Here is a 17,812-nt window from a genome sequence, read left to right as displayed (position 1 = left end):
AGGCGACATGTCACCGACGGCGCCGGTGCACGTCGATCCTGCCCGGGCCCGTTGACCCCGCGACAGCCAATCTGATAGGCATGACCTTACAGCGTAAGGGCGGTTACCCGCGGCTTTGTGGACAAGCGCCGCTGGCCCGACGGGTTTCAATCCGGTGCCGGCGAGCCAGTAACGCCGTGGCAGTCGGCTCGGTCATCGCATCGGGATAGTTCGCAGGAGGTTTCGTCGCATGGATGACATCGAGCTGCGCACCCGCGTGGGTGTCGCCGACCTCATGGCGACCTATCAGTACCTGGCCGACAGCGGCAAGACGCGCGAGCTGTCGCAATTGTTCGTTCCCGACGGGGTTTTGGTGACCAACACCGAGGAGCTGATCGGGCCCGAAGCGATCCTGGACTTCTTCGCCCGCACCGCGGCGACGTTCACCTCTGCGGGATTCCTGCCGGCCCGGCATCATCTGAGCTCGGTGTATATCGAGCCGCGTGCGGATGCCAGTGCGAGTACCTATGCCTGCTTCCAGTTCATCGGCGTGGCCGGCCTGGACCACTGGGGCACCTACCGCGACGAAGTCGTCAGCACCGACGCTGGTTGGCGCTTCGCCCGCCGCAAAGTCAAGGTCGAGGGCCACGTTCGCAACTCGCCGGTGGCCGGTCTGCTCGGAGGTCCCGCACCGACGAAAGAGGGCGTCCGATGACGGCCACCGAGGAAGGGCAACGTGCGGGTACGACTACCCGGCTCACGGGCCGGGTCGCCGTGGTCACCGGTGCGGGCCAGGGCTTAGGCAAGGCGATTGCGGCCGCGCTCGCCGACGAAGGCGCAGCCGTGGCCCTACTCGGCCGAACCCGACAGAAAGTCGTCGATGCTTGCAGCGAACTGCTCGATAAGGGCCAGCGGGCGCTGGCGATCGGGTGCGACGTTGCCGACCGGGCGGCCGTCGAAAACGCGGTGGCCGAAACACTCACAGATTTCGGTCAGATCGACATCGTGATCAACAACGCACAGGGCGGCTCACAAAATGTGCCCATGGCCGCCGGCGCACCGACGATCGACCTCGGCGACGATGATGTCCTCGACTACTTCCGCAGCGGCCCGCTGGGCACCCTGCATGTGATGCAGGCCGCCTTCGACGCGCTGCGTGAATCCGACCATGCAGTAGTCATCAATTTCGGTTCAGCCATTGGTGTTCGGGGCGGCGCCCGGATGGCCGCTTATGCGATGGCCAAGGAGGCGATCGGCGGCCTGACCAAGTCGGCCGCTATCGAGTGGGGCAAGCACGGTATCCGCGTCAATCAAGTGTGTCCTAACGGGATGTCGCCGGCCTCGGAGGCATACCGCGACGAGGACCCGGCACGCTGGGAACGGATCGCGCGCGAAATCCCCCTGGGCCGCTTCGGAGACCCCTATGAGGACATCGGGCGTGCGATCGTCGCCTTGGTCAGCGACGACCTGAAGTTCCTGACCGGAGCGACCATCATGATCGACGGCGGCCAGGTGCTGCTTCGGTAGATCTGCGCGGCACGCCGAGGTGCGATCCGGTGCGAGCAGGTCGGGGAGCGTGTTCACGATGGATGCCGCGGCGGATTCAATTCGGGAGCACAAGACACTGGCCTACCTCCAACCTTACAGTGTAAGGTAGGGTGACCTGCGAGGAGATATGCAGATCGTCCGGCGCTCAGCGTGAACGAGCAGAAGTGGGGTGCTCTGGTGCAACCATGATCGATGTCGGCGTGTATTTCGACCTGCGGAACCCCGCCCAATGGCGGCAAAACCCGTCGCGGCTTTACGGTTTCACGATCGAGGCCTGCCAGGAGGCCGAACGGCTCGGCGCCTCGTCGGCGTGGTTCTCCGAACACCACTTGTTCGACGATGACTACTTGACCAGCCCGCTGACGATGGCCGCCGCGGTGGCGGCACGCACGCAGCGCATGCGCCTGGGGACGGCGATCCTCATCGCGCCGTTGCGGCCGGCCGCGGAGATCGCCGAGCAGAGCGTGGTGGTGGATCTGGTTTCCGACGGCCGCCTGGACCTGGGAATCGGTACCGGCTACCGCGTGCCGGAGTTCGAGCTGTTCGGTGCATCGCTGAAGGCGCGCTACCGGCAGACCGACGACACCGCGCGGCGCCTTCGTGACCTGTTCGGGCCCGGCGGGGTGCGACCACGCCCGGTACAGGATCCGATGCCGATCTGGCTTGGCTACCAGGGCCCGCAAGGTGCGCGCCGGGCCGGGTTGCTGGGGGAGCGGCTGCTGTCGGCCGACGCCGCGCTCTGGGAGCCGTACTCGCGAGGGCTGGCCGAGGCCGGTCACCCGGTCGCGGGCGGGATGATGGCCGGCGGATTTCAGGGCTGGGCCACCGACGACCCCGAACGCGACTGGCCGCTGGTCTCCGAACACCTTGCCCACCAGCTGAACTCATACCGCCGCCACATGGTCGAGGGTACGGATGCTCCGGTGCCCAAACCCGTTGACGTCGATCGGCTCATCAGCTCGCCACGGCCGGGGCCGCTCGGCTCGTTCAGCTACGGCACGCCCGAGCACGTCGCCGAGCAAGTCCGCGCCCATACCGCCGGCGCACCGGTGAGCACAGTGTTTTTGTGGGCATCCATCGGCGGGATGCCCGACGACGCGGTGATGCGCAACATCCACACGATCTGCATCCGGCTGGCGCCGCTGCTGCGGGCCGGCTCGGCCACGGATCGTGAAACGCCAAGTACCCCAATGCAAGTGAAGTAAAGGACACATCATGGCACTGATCCCGGACACCGTGGGCACGTTGCCCTACAAGCTGCTCGACTTCGATCAGCACTCCTATGAGGCGCAGGACTGTTTCACCCGTTACATGCCCAAGGACAAGCTCGACACCGCGGTGCGCCCGATCGTGCTGCCCAGCGGCCATAAGGCGCTGCTGGCCAACGAGCGCATCGTTACCGCGTTTGAGAAGGAGCATGATCTCGACAAGGCCTATGTGCCGGGCTCGTTGGCCGAGATGCTCAAGAAGCGATCCTCGGGTGACCCTGCCGACGCCGATCGATTCTTCGAACCTTTGCAGCCCGAATACCTCGACAAGGATGCCCGGCTCAAGCAGCTGGAGGAGCAGCAGATCGAAAAGACCATCATGTATCCGGGCGGGTGGGCGTTGTTCGCCGAGGAGTTCCTCGACGGCATCGATGCGCTGTATGACAATCTCGAGGCGTTCAACCGCTGGATCGCCGAGGACTGGGGGTTCAGCTACCAGGACACCATTTATGCCCCGGCGATGCTGTCGTTGCGCGACCTGGACCGCTCGGTCGCCGAACTCGATCGTGTGTTGGCCGCCGGCGCCAAATTCATCTACCTACCGGCCGGCCCCGCCTATGGACGCAGCCCCGGTGATCCGTACTTCGATCCGTTCTGGGCGCGCATCAACGAGGCCAGGGCGGTGGTGTGCTATCACATCACGGAATTCTATTATCAGCGCAGCGTGGCTCCCGATTGGGGCTGGAAGATCGGCCCACCATTCCAGTTCTCGGCGTGGCAGTGGCAAAACAGCTACGGTGAACGGCCGATCACCGAAACCTTGTCCGCGCTGATCTTCGACAATCTGTTCGGCCGCTACCCGAACATCCGGGTGTTGGTCAGCGAATTCGGCGCGTCGTGGATACCGCATTTCATCCGGCACATGGACAAAAGCCGCGGCATGGCCCGGCTCGGGCCATGGCTGGGCGGGCCGCTCAAAGAGCGCCCCAGCGCTATCTTCAAACAGCATGTGCGGGTGGTGCCCTATCCCGAAGATGACACCGTGGCACTCGCCGAACAACTCGGCGGCACCGAGGCGCTGGTGATGGGCTCGGACTGGCCGCACGCCGAGGGTCTGCGCGAACCCGCCGAAATGTATTTGCGCGTGGAGGGACTCGGCGACGAGCGGCGCCGCCACTTCTGCCGCGACAACGGCCTGGAACTGTTGAAGAGCTGACGTTGAGCAGCGAGTTCGACGGCGCGGTGGCGCTGGTGACGGCCGCGGCTGGCCTTGGTATCGGTCAGGCGGTCGCTCGGCGCCTGGCGCACGGCGGAGCGCGCGTGGTGGTCACCGACATTCACGAACGGCGCGCCCGCGACGTGACCAAGGCGATGGGCGTGGACTACCCCGGCGCCGAGATCGTCGGCTGCCCGATGGACGCCGGTGATCGCGGCGCGATTGACGCCGTGGTTGATCGGGTGCTCGAAAAGTTCGGCGCGGTAGACATTCTCGTCAACAACGCCGCGGTCAACGTCCTGGGATCCATCTTCGACTACGAGCCGGCCGACTGGGACCGGGTGATGGACGTCAACATCAACGGGCCGTGGTATCTGGCCCGCCGGGTGCTGCCGTCCATGCGCGAGCACGGTCGGGGCGTCGTCATCAACATCGGCAGTTATGCCCCCGATGTCGGCGGCGCCGGGATGGAAACGCCCTACGCGGTCAGCAAGGGCGCTCTGAACACGTTGACGCGCTGCCTGGCACATGAGGGCGGGCCCTACGGGATCCGGGCCAACACCGTCAGCATGGGCATGGTCGAGGGCACCAAGTTCATGATGGATCACCCCGAGCTGCGGCAGCGCCACGACTCGCTGGGCCCGCTGGGCTCCCTGCCGGACAAGAACGAAATCGCCGAACTGGTAGCCTTTCTCGCTTCAGCGCGGGCGGCTCACATCACCGGCGAGATCGTCAATGTGTCCGGCGGCGCCTACATGCGCAACTGAAAGCCTGCCGGCACAATCACCGGAATAGCGCTCCGCGGCCACGGACATCACGGCCGGATTCGCGGGCTCGTTCACCGTTGATCGACATCAGCCGGCCCCACGCCGCTCCGTTAGCGTAACTATCACATTGGGTAAGTTCCACTAACATCTGCTATTGACTTGGCTGCGTCGCGGTCCGTAGCATCAAACACCATCGGTGCAGCGCCGGAGTGGTCGGCGGTAATGCATGGAGGTGGTTGAATGCGGTTGTTCCGGGGTTTGTTTGGCCGCGATGATCAGCACAGGCGGCGGGAGGCGAGGCGCCGAATGTCTCCCCGCGGGTTGGCGTTACCAACTCGGTCCGCATGAGTGCCGCGCGAACGGAGCAAGCAGTGACGAACACGATTTCACAGTCGCCGATCGATCCGTCCGAGCGCGAGTTCGGGCCCAGCGGGATCTCGCTGTCAACCTATCGGTTCCCGACCGGGTGGTTCATCGTGGGCTTCGCCTCCGATCTGAAGGTCGGCGAGGTCAAGCGAGCACACTACTTCGGCGAAGAACTGGTGCTCTTTCGCACCGAGTCCGGCCAGGTGCACGTGCTCGACGCGTACTGTCAGCACCTCGGTGCGAACATGGGCGTCGGCGGCACCGTGGAGGGCGAGAACATCGTCTGCCCCTGGCACGGTTGGCGCTGGCGCGGCGATGGAACTAACGCGCTGATCCCGTACAGCAAGATCGGCTGCAAGCAGAACGTGCGGGTCAAGACCTATCCGGTCGCCGAGTGGTACGGGTTCATCCTGGTCTGGCATGAGCGCCACGGGCGGGCGCCGTACTGGCAACCGCCGGTGCTGCCCGAATTGGAGACCGGCGAGTACTACCCGCTGCATCCGCACAGCCGGATGCTCAACCGGGTCAAGGTGCACCCGCAGATGATTATCGAAAACGCCGCCGACCCGTACCACGTGCAGTACGTGCACAAGGCCGCCAACCCCGCGAACACCGCGTCGTTCGAGGTGGCCGGTTACCACTTGCACGCCACCGTCAACGCCCACTTCGGTGGCGGCCGGGCGCAGACCTGGCTGACTCCCAATGGACCGGTGGACGCCAAGATTATCTACGACAATTACTCGCTCGGGCTGGGCGTGGTCCGATTTCCGAGCGACTTGGTGGCCACCATTCAGGTCACCGGGCAGACCCCGGTCGACGAGGACTACACCGACTACTTCTACACCCAGGCGTCGGTTCGCGAGCCCGGCGACACCGGCGAGGTGCCCACTGGACGCGCCGCGAGATTCCTTGCGCTGCAACAGGAAGTCATCAAACAGGACTTCTTCACCTGGGAGAACATGAAGTACTTGGAGAAGCCCAACCTGGCGCCCGAGGAGGCGCGCGACTATGCGGCGCTTCGCCGCTGGGCGCACCGCTTCTACCCCGGTCGTGAGCCGTCGCCCGACGATTTCGGATACACCGCCGACGGTGCGCCCGATCCCGGCGCGGCCGGCGCGTGATGGCCGCCGTTACGCAATGGTCGCCGCACGCTGATCCGGGTGGCCCGTCGGCGTTCGGCGTCGATGAATTCGGTGTCCCGACGATCCTGGACCGCCGGGCCGCACAGTTTCCGGACCGGACGATGATGATAATCGCCGACACGGCAGTGACTTTCGCGCAGATGCGCGAGCGGTCCCGGGCGGCGGCCAGCGCATTGCTCGAGGCGGGCGTGCGGCGCGGCGACACCGTGGCGCTGTTTATGCCGACCCGCCCGGAGTGGGTGTACTTCTGGCTGGGCGCCGCACACATCGGGGCGGTGAGCGCCGCGGTCAACATCGCCAACAAAGGTGACTTCTTGTCGCATGCGCTGCGGCTGGCCCGCGCGAAGGTGCTGATCACCGACGCCGATCTGCGGCCGCGAGTCGCCGAGGTCGCCGCCACAGTGGACACGTTGAGCTCGGTGCTGGTCTGCGACCAGTTACTCGCCGCAGCATCGCCCGACGTCCCCGATCTCGCGCGCGGTCGCCCCGATGAGGTCGGGGCCCTGTTCTTCACCTCCGGGACCACCGGCCCGTCGAAAGCTGTGGCCACCACGTGGCATTACCTGTTCTCGGTGGCGGCAGCGGCGGTCGCGGCGTGGGAGTTTCGCCCCGGTGAGGTGCTGTGGTCGGCGATGCCGCTGTTTCACCTAAGCGCTGCACCGCTGATACTGGCCCCGATGCTGGCGGGCGCCACCACCGTTCTTCGGTCGTCGTTTCACCCCGGCCAGGTGCTGGATGACATACGTGACTGTGGCGCAGCGGGTTTCGTCGGCGTGGGGGCGATGGTGAGAATGCTGTGCAACCAGCCGGCCGATCCACGCGATCGCGACAACCCGTTGCGGTTCATCTCGGCGGCGCCGATCGCGGCTGAGGTGTACCGGCGCATCGAACAGCGGTACGCGGTCCGGATCGTCACGATGTACGGGATGACCGAGGCCTTTCCGATCGCCTGCAAGAGTGTGTCCGAGGACGGCGTGCCGGGCACGTCGGGCCGGATCAATCCCGCTTTCGAGGTACGCATCGTCGACGACAATGACAAGCCGCTGCCCGCCGGTTCGGCCGGCGAAATCACCTGCCGGGCAAGGCGACCACACATGATGAGCGAGGGGTATGCGACACCCCCCGGTGACGGTCCGCAGCTGCGCATCCAGCCGCACCCGGACTGGTTTCACACCGGCGACATGGGGTCACTGGAGGAGGACGGCAACCTGACCTATGTCGACCGGGTGAAGGACTCGCTGCGCCGCCGGGGGGAGAACGTGTCGTCGGTCGAGGTCGAAACGACTGTGATGGCTCACCCCGCAGTGCTCGAGGCCGCCGCGGTCGGCATACCCAGCGACCTCGGCGAGGACGACATCCTGCTGGTCGTTGCGCCGCGGCCAGGCGCCGCGCTGGACTACACCGAACTGCTCGATTTCTGCGCGGCACGCATGCCCTACTTCTGCGTGCCGCGATATGTGGAAATCGTTGACGGGCTGCCGAAGAACGCGATCGGGCGGGTCCGCAAGGATCTGCTGCGCAGCCGGGGACTGAGCGACACGGCCTGGGACCGCGAAGCGCACGGCTACATCCTGAGTCGGTGAGGAGAACCGCATGACCCTGACCTACCAACAGCAGTGGGTACTCGACGCAGTCGCGGCCCGGGCAGCGATCCTGGACTTAACCGCCCGGCACAACCGGTGCTACAGCGCCGGGGATCTGCCCGGCTGGCTTTCCACCTTCCGCCATGCCGGCGCCTCGTATGTGTGCGGCTCGCAAACGTTCACCGACCTGCGGGCGGCGTTCGACGGCGGCGACGGCAAGCGGCTGATCACCACCGACCATGAAATCTGCGTCGACGGTGTCGAAGCCACCCAGCGCTGTGTGGCGTTGCTGATCAGTGGCGCTCGGCTGCAGGCCACCGGAATCTACGACGACCGCCTGATTTATGAGCGCGGCGGTTGGTACTTCGCCGCGCGGGAGTTGGCCTGGGACCTCGTGCCACGCGAGGCCGCGGTGCTGGCATAGCTAAACCACCCGAGCCGAAATCGAGGGCGTCGCCACACGATTGCGGCTAATCGGCGCGGCGTCGCCTCCCGCTCGGCTTCCAGGTCGCCAACGAAATACTCGACAAATCCAGGCTGTCGGTGAGATCCATCTGGCCCGACCCGACGCGGCCAAGAAACTCCTTCATCACGTCATCGGGATCGCGGTCCAGCTCGTAGATCGCAAGGTAGCGGTGCGCCGGAGCAGGCAACTGCGCCGGCGCCTCATCACCCTCGGGAAGCTTCATCGGGGCCAACTCGTAACGCTGCGCGGCAACCACACCCGGGACGGCGAGCACATCGCCGAGGTGGCGCGAGTCGTACCACTCGTTGAAGGCGTCGTCTTGTCCCTCAACGGCGTTGGTGAAAACCAACATCAAGCTGTCAGCCATCGGGGAACCACCTTCCCTCGAGTAAGTGCCACTATCACTATATCGGGGCGTGTTTGAATGTCAACGCCGCTACGTTTTCGTGATCGCCGCACAGATGCAGCAGCGCTGTTTTCCTAACTCATCGATTCCATTGGCGTTTGTCTACGGTGTAGAGGTAGGGCAGCACGAACATCGGCGATAGGTAGAACAGGTTGAAAAGCCACCACCCCATGCCGAACTGAGAGTTGGCCATACGCACCGGAAAATCCAAGCTCATCGCCATGGTGTAGCCCACCCACAGAAACAGATACAGCCAGGCCGAGACTTTCATAAAGTGCAGGCCCCAGGTCTTCATCTGCAGGAAGGCCCAGGCGCTCACGGTGCGCATCGGCATCAAGATGAAGACAGCCAGCAGCTGCCACATCTTCTCGGAATGGTTCTCGACGCCGCCCAGCGCGCCGCGGTTGTAATTCAGATAGAACGCGCCGTCGAAGAATCGTCCGTAACCGGTGATGAAGGTGCGGCCGACCACGGTGTTGTGCGCAAAGGTGTCCAGCGACCACGGCAGGAAGTTGATCATCCCGTCGATCATGCAGAACGCACCGATAACGGTCGCCGCCCAGGGACGCACATTGGTGCCGGCCTTGACCGACCGCCACAGCTTGACCAGACCGATGATAAGAGGAATTGTGCCCAGTGGGCCGATTATCATTGTGCCGCAAAGCAAGACGCCCGCGGCCAGCCAGCCGTCTGCCGGCTCGACCCAGCGTGATTTCTTTTCGGGCCCGGTCAACGACGACGGCTCCGTCGGCGCCGTCGACGCTGATTCAGGCGTCGTTGGTGATGAATGCTTTACGACCATCCGAACCTCACTAGTATCGCCGGGAACATCGTCGTGCACTCGATGATCAAACCTGCCAGCAGGAAAAAGCAGATATAAGTCAAGATTCGATGCAGTAGTGAGACGCCCTTTCCGATCTCGGCGTTCGCTGACGCCGGAGCCTGCTCAGCCGGGACGAACCGACTTCCCAGGAACCACCACGCAGCCAGGATGGCGATGTCTGCGACGATCATGCCGACGAGCCGCACAACGTCATGCATGATTACCTCCTACCGGTAGTGAAATACCTGGAACGCTTGAACGGTCAGGATGGTGGCTGCCCACACCCCAGCCAGAATGAAAAAGCCGATCACTGCGGCCATTCGCGAGTTCATAAATTGCCCTCCTTTCATGCGGCGTTGCGTTGGTTAGGCGCTTTGTGTCTGCTCGCAAATGGTCTGCCGTTGCCGCGATTCGGCGATTTCCTGCTTCAGCCCGGTCAGCAAGATGTCGAGTGCTAGCGCGAAGGTGTCGACGTCGGTCTTGTTGCGTGCCCGGCCCCGCACCGCGACTCGCGACCCCAGCCACAAGTAGGTGACAGCCCGATACACCAGATACGCCTCATCGGCCGTAAGGCCTTGGCTGGTAAGGGCAGCGATCCCCTGGCGACGAAGCTCGTTGGCTGTGGGCGAAGTAGGCGAATGGGCGATGATGATCTCGTCTAACCCCGGGTACTGATCGACTAATGCCTGCAACCCCAGCACCTGAGCTCTCAACGCCAACCAGCCATCGCCGGCATCCGGCGACATCGGCGGTGCCTGGCTCAAAATCTTTTCCACGACGAGGGCGACTAGCGCCTCGCGACCGGCGACGTGCTTGTACAGCGCGCCGACCGACACCTGCAGCTTGTCGCTAACCGCGCGCATCGTCAGGTCGGCCATCCGCCGGCGCGCGATCTCCAGCGCAGCCTCGACGATCGACTGTTCGTCGAGACGCTCGGTACGGACCCGCGGCCGACCAACCATACGCCGTATAGTAAACAGCGTTCATCATGATGGTCAAGTCACTTCTGCCTTTCTTTCCTTGGTCACGCCGGCTGATCTATGCCGCGGCGTCCAGTCGGCTCGAATACCAACGGGCGTGACAGCTGGGCCAGCCGCGGCTCAGCCGCAGCAGCGGTTGGCCGAGTGGATAATCGTCGGCCCTTCCACGAGACGAGCGCCAGAAATGTTGGCGGGCATCTGCTGGGGGAGAGGCTTCGGAACTTTCCGGTAGGAATCAGTACGGGGCGTCCAGCTCGGTAAACATTGGAAAATGCCGCACATTCGTCGTCAGCAGGTCGGCATCGATGACGATCGCAGTCGCGGCGATCAAGTAGTCGACGGCACCGATACCGCTATGGCTCTTTCGGTACCGACGGGCGAGTTGTCCCCCGACACGGGCAATGTCTTCGGTCACGTTGGCCCATTGCAGGGCCGAGCAGAACTCCTCAAGCGCACGGACCTCCTTGTCTCGGGTACCCGCAAGGAGCTCGAATCGGACCAATTCGCTGGCCGCTAGGTCTTCGCCGTCGTCAACCAGCGACGCGAGCAACTCGACAGCAGCAGGCTCGCCCCGCAGGTGATCCACAGCGATAGTGGTGTCAATGAGCTTCATGCCAGACCGAGTTGGCTTAGCCGCTCGTTAAGGTCGCCGCGAACGGCGTCGACGTAATCAGCACCAGTGAAGCTCCGCCCGCGCCAGGAGCCGGCGCTGCGCTTCAGCGCGGCGGTCCGGTCATCTTTGTTGCGGCTTCCGTACGTGATGCGAATTGCCCGACGAATCAGTTCTGACCTGGATGCGCCACTTGCCTTTGTGGCGCGATCTAGGAGTTCGATCTCCTCATCATTCAGCGTGATTTGCGTCCGCACTACATCATCTTACATCTGATGATGTATGCGGTCGATCGGCCGATCTGCGGTGGTGCACGACACCGTCGGGGGCACGGACGGCGGGTGTTACCGGGCTGCGAGAATCAGATCAGCGGCGTGCCAGGCCATCGCCATCACCGGGCCGTTGAGGTTGCCCGAGACCATCGTTGGCATCACCGAGCAGTCCATCACGCGCAGGTTGTCGACGCCGCGCACCCTCAATGACGAGTCGACGACATCATCGTCGGCCGGTCCCATCGCGCATGTGCCTACCGCGTGATAGCCGCAATAGCCCAAGTCCAGCCCGGCGTCGATGACGGCGTCGGCGCTCGTGACATCGGGCCCGGGGCTGACCTCGCGCTCCAGATACTGCGAAATCGGTGCCTGGCTGAACAATTGGCGCATCGTGTTGAACAGTGCGACACCGGTGTCTCGATCATGCTGGGTGGCAAAGAAGTTCGGCTCGATGTCGGCGGGCGCCGCCGGGTCCGTCGAGATAATCGTGAGATAGCCCTCGCTGTCGGGACGCAGCACGTACCCGATCGCCTGGATGCCCGGCTCCCGCTCCAATCCGAGTTCCTTGCCGGCTTCGTACGGTGCGGCCGAAAACGGCGCCATCAAAATCTGTGCGTCGGGGCGGGACTGATCCGGTGAGGACTTGAAGAAGCCGATCACGTCGTAGGCCGCCGTCGACAGCGGACCCTTATGTGTCAGCAGGTATTTGGCGGCAGTGATCGCCTGTCGTGCCGGTGTGGCGAGCAGCCGGTTGTACCCGATGTTGCGGTTCAGCCGAAACTGCAGGGCAAAGCAATGGTGCTCGCGCATGCGCCGCCCGACGTTGGGGCTGTCGACGATGGTGTCGATGCCCAGGTTGCGCAGCAGCGAGCGTTCACCGATGCCGGAGAGCTGCAGCAGCTTCGGCGTTGCCAGACTGCCCAGACAAAGAATGGTTTCCCGGCCCGCGGCGTAGGTGATGTGCCGCTGCTTTGCGGTCGATGCTTCAACCCCGACCGCTTTATCACCTTCGAACAGAACACGATTGACGGTGGTATTCACCGCGATCGTGAGGTTTTCGCGTCGGCGGGCAGGGCGCAGGAACGCCCGCGATGCGCTTACCCGCCGACCGTTTTTGATGGTGCGGGCCGCGGGGCCGATCCGCTCGCTGTCGTCGCCGTTAGCGTCGTCGGTGATTGACCAGCCCAGCTTGGCGCCGGACTCGATCAGCTGGTCGCAGGGCTCCATGAGGTCGGTCCCGATCGAGATGTCCAGCGGCCCGCCGGCACCGCGCATGTCGTTGGCGCCGAGCTGATGGTTCTCGATACGCCGGAAGATCGGCAGCATGGTGTCCCAGCCCCACCCCGGGTTGCCCCGCTGCACCAGTGCGTCGTAATCGGCGGCGCTGCCGCGGTTGTAGACCATTCCGTTGATGGAGCTCGACCCGCCGAGCGTTCGACCGCGCGCCCACTGCTCCACGCGGGCCGACGGCCCGATCGGCCGGACCGGATATTGCCAGGCCAGTTTGGGATTGGTCAAAAGCTTGCCGAATCCCTTCGGCACGTGGATCAGCGGATTGGTGTCTTTAGGACCGGCCTCGATGAGCAGCACCCGGTTGCGGGAATCCTCCGATAGCCGGTTGGCCAGTACGCAGCCGGCCGAGCCGGCGCCGACGACGATGTAGTCGAAGTCGCTCATTTGGCCGGGCTGGCGATGGTCTTGATGCGCAGGTAATCCCGGAAGCCGGCGACGCCGTGCTCGACCCCGACGCCGCTGATGCCCCAGCCGCTAAACGGCGCATCCGGGCCCAGATAGAACGAGTTGTTGATGTTGACCGTGCCGGCCCGCAGCCGATTGGCCACCCGCCAGGCGCGCTCCTCGTCGCGGGATTGCACGTAGGCCGACAGGCCGTACCGAGTGTTGTTGGCGACCCGCACCGCCTCGTCGTCGTCGCCCTGGTAGCGAATCACCGAGAGCACCGGGCCGAACACCTCGTTCTGGGCGATCTCGGAGTTTTCGTCGACGTCGGCGACCACGGTCGGCTCATACCAGAACCCCTTGCCGCCGCGGTCGCCGCGCTTGCCGCCGCACAGCACCCGGGCGCCCGCCTGCTTGGCACGATCGACCATGCCTTCGATGCGCTCGAGCTGCTCGGCGCGGATGATCGGGCCCACCACGGTGGTCGGCTCGGTCGGGTCACCCCACGGCAGGTTGCTGACCATCGTCTGAAGCCGTTGCAATACCTCGTCGTAGATGTCGGCGTGCACGATCATGCGGGTGGCCAGCGCGCAGCCCTGCCCGCTGCTGGACATGCACATGCCCACCCCGAGGGCACACGCCATGTCGAGGTCGGCGTCGGGCAGCAACAAATTGGCCGACTTTCCGCCCAGTTCGAGCACGACATGGCGGATGCCGTTGGCGGCGCGCTCCATGATGCGCTGGCCGACCCCGGGCGAGCCGGTGAAGTGGAACATGTCGACCCGCGGATCGCCGGTGAGCGCGTCGCCGGCGATCGCCTTGTCCGCCGAGCTGATCATGTTCACCACACCGGGCGGTACATCGGTCTGGCTGATGACCTGCGCCATCTTCGCACCCGTCAGCGGAGTGTCCGGAGCGCTTTTGAGCACCACCGTGTTACCCGTGGCCATCGAGTGGGTGACCTTCCAGATCGCCGTCATAAACGGGGCATTCCACGGCGTGATGGCGCCGACGACGCCGTAGGGCTCATAGCGGATGCGCCGGTCGCTGTTCATCCCGAGGATTGTGTGGGAGCCGATGTCTTCCTCCCAGGGGAAGGAGGTGGTCAGCTCATTCCAGAAGTCCATCCCGTCGATCATCACGTCGACGTGAGTGGGCAGCACCGAGCCGGCTATGCCCGCCTCGGCGGTGACCAGCGTGCGGAAAGCCTCGGCCTCGTTGCGCAGCGCCGCCTGAAGCTGCTCGAGGCAATGGCGGCGAAACTTGTGGTCGGTGCCCCACGCCGTCTCGTCGGCGGCCCGGCGGGCGGCCGTCACCGCGTCGTAGACGTCCTCCGGGCCGGCGTCGGCGGCGGTGGCCACGACGGACTCGTCGGCCGGGTTGATGACCTCGTAGCGTTCGCCCGACTTGGCCTCCCGGAACTCGCCGTCGATGAAGAGCCGGCCTTCATAAGAGGTCTCGGTCATTTGGTGGCCTTTCACTATCCGTGCGGGCAGGGCTGATTGGCGTCCCAAGCTTTATCCTTTACACTGTAACGTTATGTCGAGCGCAGCACAACAGCCCGGCGCCACTCTGGGACAGATGCTGGCGCACGTCCATCGCTCCGACCCCAACTCACCGATGTATGCGCCGGCATCTGCGACGGGCGTGCTGCTGTGTCACGGTTGCCGCGACCTGAATCGGTGCCGGATGGGGCTGCAGCGCGAGACGCTGCGCTCCGACGGTGTCGTCGTCAGTGAGCTGATGTGCCCCCCCGACAGCGAGGGCGGGCCCAATGTGGCGCACGGCGGGTGGACCGCAGGCATGCTCGACGAGCTGGTCGGGCACACGATGATGCTGCGCGGCGAATTCGCCGTCACCGGCACGCTGGAGGTGGTTTTCCACAAGCCGATGCCGATCGAGTTACCGCTGATCGCCACCGCGCAGATCGAGCGCCGGGAAGGCCGCAAGGCATTCGTGTCGGCCCGGATCGAATTAGCCAGCAGCCGAGCACTTCTCGCGTCAGCGAAGGCGATCATGGTCCTGCGCCCGGCGAATCACTTTGAGCGCCACGAACAATGGCTGCAAACCCAGGTGAACCATGAACCACAGTGACGCCGCGATGGTCTGCGCCAGACTACGTGAGGAGAAGTAATGGGATTGCTCGACGGCAGGGTGGCGTTCGTCACCGGTGCGGCCCGCGGCCAGGGCCGCAGCCACGCGCTGCGCCTAGCCGGGGAAGGCGCCTCGGTCATTGCGATCGACATCGCCGACGCGGTGTCGACACACAACACCTACCCGCCGGCGACCGACGCCAACCTCAAGGAGACCGCCGGGCTGCTCGAGCACGCGGGCCGGCCGTTCGTCGTCGAGACCGCCGACGTCCGCGACCTCGCCACGCTGGAGCGGATCCTCGGCGATGCGGTGGGCCGGCTGGGTGGCCGCCTCGATGTCGTGGTGGCCAACGCCGGCATCTGCAATTGGGGCCGGTTCTGGGAGATGTCCGAGGAGCAGTGGCTGACACTGGTCGACGTCAACCTGTCCGGGGTGTGGCGCACGATGAAGGCCGCGGTGCCGCACATGATTTCGGCCGGCAACGGGGGATCGATCATCACCGTCAGCTCGGTCGCCGGGATCAAGTCGTTGCCCGGGCAGGCGCACTACAGCGCGGCCAAGCACGGTGTGGTGGGTCTGACCAACAGCGCGGCGATCGAGCTCGGCGAATACGGCATCCGTGTCAACTCGATCCACCCGTGGGGGGTGGCGACACCGATGGGCGAAGACCCGTACACCGCAACGATGCTCACCGAGCATCCCAGCTACATCATGTCGTTCGGCAACATGCTGCCCTCGCTGACGATGGCCGATCCGGGCGACATCTCCGACGCCGTGGTGTGGCTGGCCTCGGACCTGTCACGCACCGTCACCGGCACCCAGCTCACCCTGGACACCGGAGCCACGAAGGTCTAGGGGTGTCCATGACGATGAGTGACGACGAACTGGTCGAACACTTTCCCGGCCAGCCGATCACGCACGACAACGCCGAGCATTACCGTGGCCGGCTGCGCCGCCAGCTGCTGATGAACCGGTGCCAGAGCTGCGGTCACTGGCACGCCCCACCCCGGCCGCTGTGCCCGCAGTGCTGGTCGTTCGACGTCACCGCGACGCCGGTGCGCGGGGAGGGAACGATCTTCCTGGCGATCTTCCTGCATCAGGGACCGCCGACGCCCGGCGTCGACTACACGGTGCCGTACCCGGTGGTGACCGTGGAGCTCGACGAGCAGCCTGGTCTGCGGTTCACCTCCACGGTGATCGGCGCCGGCAACGCCAACATCCGCATCGGCAAACGCGTACGGCTCGGGTGGATCGAGCGCGCGGGCGCCCCGCTGCCGGTCTTCGAACTAAGCGATGTGGCGCCGTGAGCGACCTGACGCGCAACACGATGAAAAACCGGGTGGCGATCTGCGCGGCGGCCACCACGGGGTTCGTCGCGAAGAACACTGCCCGCAGCCAGACATCGCTGGCCGCGCAGGCCGGCATCGACGCCGTGCGGGCCTGCGGCTTGACCAAGAACGACATCGACGGGCTATGCGGCAGTTGGCCTTCGGCGCATGAGTTGCAGTCCGCGCTGGGCCTTCCCCGCCTGACCTGGTCGGGCAACCCCATGATTCCGCTGGTCGACCACATCGCCACGGCCGCCGCGGCGGTGCACGCGGGCTTGTGTGAAACGGTGCTCGTCTACCACGCGGCCTACCGCGCGGCCTGGAACACCGGCTCAGCGCTCAAAGACCCGTTTCGCCGCATCGCGACCCCCGGGCTCAACGACCCCAAGCCGGGCCCGGAAACCATGGCGGCGGCAGTCGGGTACGCCGGTTGGGCATCGCGCTATCTCTACGAATATGGGGCCACCCGTGAGGATTTCGGCATCGTCGCGCTCAATGCACGCGCCAACGCTGCCCGCAACCCGCACGCCGCCATGCGGGCACCGCTGACGATGGACGATTACCTCAACGCACGGATGATTCGCGAGCCGCTGTGTCTCTACGATATGGATGTCGCCGTCGACGGAGCAGATGCGTTCATCCTCACCACCGCCGAACGTGCCCGGGACCTGGCGCTGCCGCCGGTGCTCATCCACGCCGCGGTACTGGGCCAGGTGGCGCCCAACGAGGAGGATCAGACCGCGGGCTTGCGCGCCAACGGCCAGCAAGTCGTCATCGACACGCTAAAAGCCAAGAGCGACTTCTGGATCGGCGATGTCGATGTGTACTTTCCCTACGACGGTTTCACCCCGATCGCGTTGAACTGGATTGAGAACGCGGGCTGGTGCAAACCGGGCGAGGGCGGCGCGTTTCTTGGCGATCATTGGGACGCCGCGGCGGGCCGGGTGCTCATCGACGGCAGAGTTGCAGTCAATCCGCACGGCGGATCGCTGTCGGAGGGAGCCACCCAGGCGTCCGGGCACATTCGCGAGGCGGTGCACCAACTGCAGGGACTGGCTGGGGAGCGCCAGGTGCCCGATGCGCAGCGTGCGCTGATCACCGCGGGGGGATTCTTCTTCAACGCCCAGGGCCTCACCTTGGTGGCGGGGTGAAAGCCGCTCCGCGGATACGTCTGCAGGTCGTGGGCGGACGCAAATGAGGTTCTCGCCTGCAGATCACGCTCATCGCTATGCAGGGCCGAACCGCATTCCTAGGGTTGAGCCTTGCAGTCATCCGCAGAAAAGGATTCAGATGTCAATGAACATCTCCGGCGAAAGACAGGCCGACGTCGCACCCGGTCATGAACCG

General features: G+C 65.0%; 20 protein-coding genes. 12 read left to right on the top strand and 8 right to left on the bottom strand.

Going from position 1 to position 17,812, the window contains the following annotated elements:
• Positions 1-229 precede the first annotated feature (229 nt).
• From G6N47_RS25870 to G6N47_RS25835, 8 genes are all read left to right on the top strand, one after another.
• Complete coding sequence (locus tag G6N47_RS25870; protein ID WP_083134315.1) at positions 230-694, top strand: nuclear transport factor 2 family protein; 465 nt, start codon at positions 230-232, stop codon at positions 692-694.
• Positions 691-1,506, top strand: a complete 816-nt coding sequence (locus G6N47_RS25865) for an SDR family NAD(P)-dependent oxidoreductase (RefSeq protein WP_083134314.1) — start codon at positions 691-693, stop codon at positions 1,504-1,506. Before G6N47_RS25870 ends, G6N47_RS25865 begins: the two co-directional genes overlap by 4 nt.
• A gap of 209 nt (positions 1,507-1,715) precedes the next feature.
• On the top strand, positions 1,716-2,732 hold the full coding sequence (locus tag G6N47_RS25860; protein ID WP_083134333.1) for an LLM class flavin-dependent oxidoreductase: 1,017 nt from the start codon (positions 1,716-1,718) through the stop codon (positions 2,730-2,732).
• A 10-nt stretch (positions 2,733-2,742) separates the two neighbouring features.
• Complete coding sequence (locus G6N47_RS25855; protein ID WP_083134313.1) at positions 2,743-3,951, top strand: amidohydrolase family protein; 1,209 nt, start codon at positions 2,743-2,745, stop codon at positions 3,949-3,951.
• Positions 3,952-3,953: 2 nt separating this feature from the next.
• Positions 3,954-4,718: an SDR family NAD(P)-dependent oxidoreductase gene (locus G6N47_RS25850; protein ID WP_232080415.1), complete on the top strand. Its 765-nt coding sequence runs from the start codon at positions 3,954-3,956 to the stop codon at positions 4,716-4,718.
• A gap of 344 nt (positions 4,719-5,062) precedes the next feature.
• Positions 5,063-6,205: an aromatic ring-hydroxylating oxygenase subunit alpha gene (locus G6N47_RS25845; RefSeq protein ID WP_083134312.1), complete on the top strand. Its 1,143-nt coding sequence runs from the start codon at positions 5,063-5,065 to the stop codon at positions 6,203-6,205.
• On the top strand, positions 6,205-7,809 hold the full coding sequence (locus G6N47_RS25840; RefSeq protein ID WP_083134311.1) for an AMP-binding protein: 1,605 nt from the start codon (positions 6,205-6,207) through the stop codon (positions 7,807-7,809). Before G6N47_RS25845 ends, G6N47_RS25840 begins: the two co-directional genes overlap by 1 nt.
• A 10-nt stretch (positions 7,810-7,819) precedes the next feature.
• Entirely contained in the window at positions 7,820-8,233 is a 414-nt protein-coding gene (locus G6N47_RS25835; protein ID WP_083134310.1) for a nuclear transport factor 2 family protein, read from the top strand.
• Between the two features lie 46 nt (positions 8,234-8,279).
• Here the strand turns inward: G6N47_RS25835 and G6N47_RS25830 are convergent, their stop codons facing one another.
• From G6N47_RS25830 to G6N47_RS25795, 8 genes are all read right to left on the bottom strand, one after another.
• The gene (locus tag G6N47_RS25830) at positions 8,280-8,642 is read right to left on the bottom strand and encodes a DUF4286 family protein (protein ID WP_083134309.1); all 363 of its coding nucleotides are present in this window, start codon (positions 8,640-8,642) and stop codon (positions 8,280-8,282) included.
• A 118-nt stretch (positions 8,643-8,760) separates the two neighbouring features.
• Positions 8,761-9,414 (bottom strand): hypothetical protein, encoded by a 654-nt coding sequence (locus tag G6N47_RS25825; RefSeq protein ID WP_083134308.1) that lies wholly within the window; start codon positions 9,412-9,414, stop codon positions 8,761-8,763.
• A 59-nt stretch (positions 9,415-9,473) separates the two neighbouring features.
• On the bottom strand, positions 9,474-9,722 hold the full coding sequence (locus G6N47_RS25820; RefSeq protein WP_083134307.1) for a hypothetical protein: 249 nt from the start codon (positions 9,720-9,722) through the stop codon (positions 9,474-9,476).
• Positions 9,723-9,869: 147 nt separating this feature from the next.
• On the bottom strand, positions 9,870-10,466 hold the full coding sequence (locus tag G6N47_RS25815; protein ID WP_083134306.1) for a TetR/AcrR family transcriptional regulator: 597 nt from the start codon (positions 10,464-10,466) through the stop codon (positions 9,870-9,872).
• A gap of 253 nt (positions 10,467-10,719) precedes the next feature.
• On the bottom strand, positions 10,720-11,097 hold the full coding sequence (locus G6N47_RS25810) for a type II toxin-antitoxin system VapC family toxin (RefSeq protein WP_083134305.1): 378 nt from the start codon (positions 11,095-11,097) through the stop codon (positions 10,720-10,722).
• Positions 11,094-11,351 (bottom strand): ribbon-helix-helix domain-containing protein, encoded by a 258-nt coding sequence (locus tag G6N47_RS25805; protein ID WP_083134304.1) that lies wholly within the window; start codon positions 11,349-11,351, stop codon positions 11,094-11,096. Before G6N47_RS25805 ends, G6N47_RS25810 begins: the two co-directional genes overlap by 4 nt.
• A gap of 87 nt (positions 11,352-11,438) precedes the next feature.
• Positions 11,439-13,043 carry a GMC family oxidoreductase gene (locus G6N47_RS25800; protein WP_083134303.1) on the bottom strand — a complete coding sequence of 535 codons (1,605 nt, stop codon included), beginning with the start codon at positions 13,041-13,043 and terminating at the stop codon, positions 11,439-11,441.
• Complete coding sequence (locus G6N47_RS25795) at positions 13,040-14,509, bottom strand: aldehyde dehydrogenase family protein (protein ID WP_083134302.1); 1,470 nt, start codon at positions 14,507-14,509, stop codon at positions 13,040-13,042. The genes G6N47_RS25800 and G6N47_RS25795 overlap by 4 nt, the downstream gene beginning before the upstream one ends.
• A 73-nt stretch (positions 14,510-14,582) precedes the next feature.
• Here G6N47_RS25795 and G6N47_RS25790 point away from each other — a divergent pair, with 73 nt between their 5' ends.
• The 4 genes from G6N47_RS25790 to G6N47_RS25775 are packed head-to-tail and all read left to right on the top strand — an operon-like array spanning position 14,583 to position 17,616.
• Entirely contained in the window at positions 14,583-15,137 is a 555-nt protein-coding gene (locus G6N47_RS25790) for a PaaI family thioesterase (RefSeq protein WP_232080414.1), read from the top strand.
• A 39-nt stretch (positions 15,138-15,176) separates the two neighbouring features.
• Positions 15,177-15,992 (top strand): mycofactocin-coupled SDR family oxidoreductase, encoded by an 816-nt coding sequence (locus G6N47_RS25785; protein WP_083134301.1) that lies wholly within the window; start codon positions 15,177-15,179, stop codon positions 15,990-15,992.
• Positions 15,993-16,006: 14 nt separating this feature from the next.
• Complete coding sequence (locus G6N47_RS25780) at positions 16,007-16,444, top strand: Zn-ribbon domain-containing OB-fold protein (RefSeq protein ID WP_232080413.1); 438 nt, start codon at positions 16,007-16,009, stop codon at positions 16,442-16,444.
• Positions 16,441-17,616: a thiolase family protein gene (locus G6N47_RS25775; RefSeq protein WP_232080412.1), complete on the top strand. Its 1,176-nt coding sequence runs from the start codon at positions 16,441-16,443 to the stop codon at positions 17,614-17,616. The genes G6N47_RS25780 and G6N47_RS25775 overlap by 4 nt, the downstream gene beginning before the upstream one ends.
• Positions 17,617-17,812 lie beyond the last annotated feature (196 nt).

This window comes from Mycobacterium branderi, assembly GCF_010728725.1.
Taxonomy (GTDB): Bacteria; Actinomycetota; Actinomycetes; order Mycobacteriales; family Mycobacteriaceae; genus Mycobacterium; species Mycobacterium branderi.
This window is presented reverse-complemented; position numbering and strand designations above follow the sequence as displayed.

Bases quoted from the DNA above. Each gene is read 5' to 3' on its own strand.
- G6N47_RS25835 (WP_083134310.1), top strand. From the start codon at position 7,820: ATGACCCTGACCTACCAACAGCAGTGGGTACTCGACGCAGTCGCGGCC.
- G6N47_RS25810 (WP_083134305.1), bottom strand. From the start codon at position 11,097: ATGAAGCTCATTGACACCACTATCGCTGTGGATCACCTGCGGGGCGAG.
- G6N47_RS25780 (WP_232080413.1), top strand. From the start codon at position 16,007: ATGAGTGACGACGAACTGGTCGAACACTTTCCCGGCCAGCCGATCACG.
- G6N47_RS25845 (WP_083134312.1), top strand. From the start codon at position 5,063: ATGAGTGCCGCGCGAACGGAGCAAGCAGTGACGAACACGATTTCACAG.
- G6N47_RS25815 (WP_083134306.1), bottom strand. From the start codon at position 10,466: ATGGTTGGTCGGCCGCGGGTCCGTACCGAGCGTCTCGACGAACAGTCG.
- G6N47_RS25800 (WP_083134303.1), bottom strand. From the start codon at position 13,043: ATGAGCGACTTCGACTACATCGTCGTCGGCGCCGGCTCGGCCGGCTGC.
- G6N47_RS25830 (WP_083134309.1), bottom strand. From the start codon at position 8,642: ATGGCTGACAGCTTGATGTTGGTTTTCACCAACGCCGTTGAGGGACAA.
- G6N47_RS25855 (WP_083134313.1), top strand. From the start codon at position 2,743: ATGGCACTGATCCCGGACACCGTGGGCACGTTGCCCTACAAGCTGCTC.
- G6N47_RS25840 (WP_083134311.1), top strand. From the start codon at position 6,205: ATGGCCGCCGTTACGCAATGGTCGCCGCACGCTGATCCGGGTGGCCCG.
- G6N47_RS25820 (WP_083134307.1), bottom strand. From the start codon at position 9,722: ATGCATGACGTTGTGCGGCTCGTCGGCATGATCGTCGCAGACATCGCC.
- G6N47_RS25790 (WP_232080414.1), top strand. From the start codon at position 14,583: ATGTCGAGCGCAGCACAACAGCCCGGCGCCACTCTGGGACAGATGCTG.
- G6N47_RS25785 (WP_083134301.1), top strand. From the start codon at position 15,177: ATGGGATTGCTCGACGGCAGGGTGGCGTTCGTCACCGGTGCGGCCCGC.
- G6N47_RS25795 (WP_083134302.1), bottom strand. From the start codon at position 14,509: ATGACCGAGACCTCTTATGAAGGCCGGCTCTTCATCGACGGCGAGTTC.
- G6N47_RS25870 (WP_083134315.1), top strand. From the start codon at position 230: ATGGATGACATCGAGCTGCGCACCCGCGTGGGTGTCGCCGACCTCATG.
- G6N47_RS25865 (WP_083134314.1), top strand. From the start codon at position 691: ATGACGGCCACCGAGGAAGGGCAACGTGCGGGTACGACTACCCGGCTC.